The sequence below is a fragment of the Mesorhizobium sp. M2A.F.Ca.ET.039.01.1.1 genome, assembly GCF_003998035.1.
Taxonomy (GTDB): Bacteria; Pseudomonadota; Alphaproteobacteria; order Rhizobiales; family Rhizobiaceae; genus Mesorhizobium.
This window is the reverse complement of record NZ_RZRY01000560.1, coordinates 1-4230: the sequence shown is the minus strand read 5'-3', so window position 1 is coordinate 4230 and position 4230 is coordinate 1. Positions and strand designations below refer to the sequence as shown.

General features: G+C 63.4%; 6 protein-coding genes. All 6 read left to right on the top strand.

Translation table 11 applies throughout. The features are described from left to right. Nucleotides 1-645: molybdopterin-dependent oxidoreductase (locus tag EOA24_RS29205; protein WP_145992552.1), on the top strand; the 645-nt coding region annotated here is incomplete at its 5' end. Nucleotides 646-647: 2 nt separating this feature from the next. Continuing rightward, on the top strand, nucleotides 648-1691 hold the full coding sequence (gene nuoH, locus EOA24_RS29200) for an NADH-quinone oxidoreductase subunit NuoH (RefSeq protein ID WP_126082113.1): 1044 nt from the start codon (nucleotides 648-650) through the stop codon (nucleotides 1689-1691). After that, nucleotides 1691-2182, top strand: a complete 492-nt coding sequence (gene nuoI / locus EOA24_RS29195; RefSeq protein WP_042643165.1) for an NADH-quinone oxidoreductase subunit NuoI — start codon at nucleotides 1691-1693, stop codon at nucleotides 2180-2182. The genes nuoH and nuoI overlap by 1 nt, the downstream gene beginning before the upstream one ends. A 229-nt stretch (nucleotides 2183-2411) precedes the next feature. Next, a complete protein-coding gene (locus EOA24_RS29190; RefSeq protein WP_126082114.1) occupies nucleotides 2412-3032 on the top strand; it encodes an NADH-quinone oxidoreductase subunit J in 621 nt (206 codons plus the stop codon). A gap of 1 nt (nucleotide 3033) precedes the next feature. Next, nucleotides 3034-3342 carry an NADH-quinone oxidoreductase subunit NuoK gene (gene nuoK / locus EOA24_RS29185; protein WP_040982022.1) on the top strand — a complete coding sequence of 103 codons (309 nt, stop codon included), beginning with the start codon at nucleotides 3034-3036 and terminating at the stop codon, nucleotides 3340-3342. A gap of 11 nt (nucleotides 3343-3353) precedes the next feature. Further along, on the top strand, nucleotides 3354-4230 hold an 877-nt coding region (locus EOA24_RS29180; protein ID WP_127410343.1), incomplete at its 3' end, for an NADH-quinone oxidoreductase subunit L.

Here is a 4230-nt window from a genome sequence, read left to right as displayed (position 1 = left end):
GTCACGGCCGAATGGAACGGTTTTGCGGTGCTGCACAGCGCCGCTGCGCGCGTCGGCGGCCTCGATGTCGGCTTCGTGCCGGGCGAGGGCGGCAAGAACGTTGCCGGCATGCTGGGCGACACCGACGTGCTCTTCCTGCTCGGCGCCGACGAAATCGACATGGCCAGGACCGGCGGCGCCTTCGTCGTCTATGTCGGCACGCATGGCGATGCCGGCGCGCATCGCGCCAACGTCATCCTGCCGGCCGCCGCCTACACCGAAAAGTCCGGCACCTATGTGAACACGGAAGGCCGTGTGCAGCAGACCAATCGCGCCGGTTTCGCTCCGGGCGAGGCGCGCGAGGACTGGGCGATTCTCAGGGCGCTGTCGGATGTGCTCGGCAAGAAGCTGCCCTTCGATTCGCTGGCGCAGCTGCGCGCCAAGCTCTATGGCGAATTCCCGCATCTCGCCCGCATCGACCAGGTGCAGGCCGGCAGCGGCGACGATATCGCCAAGGTGGCGAAGCTCGGCGGCCGTTTGAACAAGGGCACCTTCACCTCGGCGGTGAAGGACTTCTACCTGACCAACCCGATAGCGCGGGCATCGGCCGTGATGGCTGAATGCTCGGCGCTGGCCAAGAGCGGCTTCAAGCAGGCGGCGGAATAAGCATGGACACTTTCCTCTCGATTTACGTGCTGCCGGCGCTGCTGATCCTTCTGAAGTCGGTCGTGCTGATCGTCGTGCTTTTGATCGGCGTCGCCTACCTGCTCTATGCCGACCGCAAGATCTGGGCGGCGGTGCAATTGCGTCGCGGCCCGAACGTCGTCGGTCCGTGGGGTACGCTGCAGGCCTTCGCCGACCTTTTAAAATTCGTCTTCAAGGAGCCGGTGATCCCGTCGGGCGCCAACAAAGGCGTGTTCCTTCTGGCGCCGCTGGTGTCGGCGGTACTGGCGATCTCGGCCTGGGCGGTCATTCCGGTCAATGACGGCTGGGCGATCGCCAACATCAATGTCGGCATCCTCTATGTCTTCGCCATCTCCTCGCTCGAGGTTTATGGCGTGATCATGGGCGGTTGGGCGTCCAACTCGAAATACCCGTTCCTCGGCGCGCTGCGCTCGGCCGCGCAGATGGTGTCCTACGAAGTCTCGATCGGCTTCGTCATCGTCACCGTGCTGCTCTGCGTCGGCTCGCTGAACCTCTCCGACATCGTCATGTCGCAGCAGGACGGCCTCGGCACCAAGCTCGGCCTGCCCAACACCTTCCTCGACTGGCATTGGCTGTCGCTGCTGCCGATGTTCGTGGTGTTCTTCATCTCCGCGCTCGCCGAGACCAACCGCCCGCCTTTCGACCTTGTGGAAGCGGAATCGGAACTCGTCGCCGGCCACATGGTTGAATATTCGTCGACGCCGTTCCTGCTCTTCTTCCTCGGCGAGTATGTCGCCGTCGTCCTGATGTGCGCGCTGGCGACCATCCTGTTCCTCGGCGGCTGGCTGCCGCCGTTCAATTTCGCGCCCTTCACCTGGATACCGGGTGTGATCTGGTTCGTGCTGAAGATCTGCCTGATGTTCTTCATGTTCTCGATGGTGAAGGCTTTCGTGCCGCGCTACCGCTACGACCAGCTGATGCGGCTGGGCTGGAAAGTCTTCCTGCCGATCTCGCTGTTCATGGTCGTCGCCACCGCGGCCTTCCTCAAGATCACGGGGTTTGCGTGATGTCCGCTCTGGCCCAGGCCGCAAAATCGCTGCTGCTGAAGGATTTCGTCAGCGCCTTCTTCCTGTCGATGCGCCAGTTCTTCGCGCCGAAGGAAACCATCAACTATCCGCATGAGAAGGGGCCGACCAGCCCGCGCTTCCGCGGCGAACATGCGCTGCGCCGCTATCCGAACGGCGAGGAACGCTGCATCGCCTGCAAGCTGTGCGAGGCGATCTGCCCGGCGCAGGCCATCACCATCGAGGCGGGCCCGCGCCGCAACGACGGCACGCGCCGCACCGTGCGCTACGACATCGACATGGTGAAGTGCATCTATTGCGGCTTCTGCCAGGAAGCCTGCCCGGTCGACGCCATCGTCGAAGGGCCGAATTTCGAGTTCGCGACCGAGACGCGCGAGGAGCTTTACTACAACAAGGAAAAGCTGCTCGCGAACGGCGATCGCTGGGAGCGGGAGCTGGCGCGCAACATCGCGCTGGACTCGCCGTATAGGTGATTAGCGTGCTTCTCCCCGTTCACGGGGAGAAGATGCCGGCAGGCAGATGAGGGGCGGCGCCAGCTTCTGGAAACTTGGCGTTACCCCTCATCCGGCCCTTCGGGCCACCTTCTCCCCGTAAACAGGGAGAAGGAACAAGAAAGTGGACGGCGCAACGTCGTCCGTCTAAGGAACACGCGGTTTCGAACCGGAGGCGGGTCGGAGTCGAAATTGGAACCCGGGGGAACCCATGCTGACTGGACTAGAGGCGGCCTTTTTCTACCTCTTCGCCTTTATCGCCGTGGCGTCGGCCTTCATGGTCATTTCGTCGCGCAACCCCGTGCATTCGGTGCTGTTCCTGATCCTGACCTTCTTCAACGCCGCGGGCCTCTTCATGCTGACCGGCGCCGAGTTCCTGGCGATGATCCTGCTGGTCGTCTATGTCGGCGCGGTGATGGTGCTGTTCCTGTTCGTCGTCATGATGCTCGACGTCGACTTCGCCGAGATGAAGCAGGGCGCCCTGCAATACGCGCCGATCGGCGCGCTGGTCGGGCTGATCCTGGCGGCGGAGCTGATCATCGTGCTCGGCGGCTACACATTCGCGCCGCAGCTGGCCTCGACGGTCGCCAAGGCGACGCCGGATCTCGCCACGCGCTCCAACACGGCGGCGCTCGGCGACATCCTTTACACGGACTACCTCTATTATTTCCAGATTTCCGGCCTGGTGCTGCTGGTCGCCATGATCGGCGCCATCGTGCTGACGCTGCGCCACAAGCCGGGCGTCAAGCGGCAGTCGATCGCCGCGCAGGTCGGTCGCACGCCGGCGACAGGCATGGAAATCCGCAAGGTCAAAACGGGCGAGGGCATCTGAGATGGTCGTCGGCATTGCACATTACCTGACCGTATCGGCGATCCTGTTCACGCTCGGCGTGTTCGGCATCTTCCTGAACCGCCGCAACATCATCGTCATCTTGATGTCGGTCGAGCTCATCCTGCTCGCGGTCAACATCAATTTCGTCGCGTTCTCGGCGGCGCTGCATGACCTCGTCGGACAGGTGTTCGCCCTGTTCGTGCTGACGGTCGCGGCCGCTGAAGCCGCGATCGGTCTTGCCATTCTTGTCGTCTTCTTCCGCAACCGCGGCTCGATCGCGGTCGAAGACGTGAGCGCGATGAAGGGTTGACGGGAACCACCATGTATCAGGCTATCGTCTTCCTTCCGCTGCTCGGCTTCCTGATTGTCGGCCTGTTCGGCAATTCGCTCGGCGCCAAGGCTTCCGAATACATCACCTCCGGCTTCCTGGTGATCGCGGCTATCCTGTCCTGGATCGCCTTCTTCACCGTCGGCTTCGGCAATGGCGAGGTGTTCACCGTGCCGGTGCTGCGCTGGATCCAGTCAGGCGGCATCGACGCCTCCTGGGCGCTCAGGATCGACACGCTGACGGTGGTGATGCTGGTCGTCGTCAACACGGTGTCGGCGCTGGTTCACATCTATTCGATCGGCTACATGCACCACGATCCGAACCGGCCGCGCTTCTTCGCCTATCTGTCGCTGTTCACCTTCGCGATGCTGATGCTGGTGACCGCCGACAACCTCATCCAGATGTTCTTCGGCTGGGAAGGCGTCGGTCTCGCTTCCTACCTGCTGATCGGCTTCTGGTACAAGAAGCCGTCGGCCAACGCCGCCGCCATCAAGGCCTTCGTCGTCAACCGTGTCGGCGACTTCGGCTTCGCGCTCGGCATCTTCGGCGTGTTCGTGCTGTTCGGCTCGGTCAATCTGAGCACCGTGTTTGCCAATGCGGCGTCATTCCTGCCGGCCGAAGGCGCGCCTGCCGGCGCCGCCGTGCTGACTTTCCTCGGCCATGCGCTCGACAAGCAGACGGCGCTGACCGTGGTCTGCCTGCTGCTCTTCATGGGCGCCATGGGCAAGTCGGCGCAGGTGCCGCTGCACACCTGGCTGCCGGACGCCATGGAAGGCCCGACGCCGGTCTCGGCGCTCATCCACGCGGCGACCATGGTGACCGCCGGCGTGTTCATGCTGGCCAGGCTGTCCCCGCTGTTCGAGCTGTCGC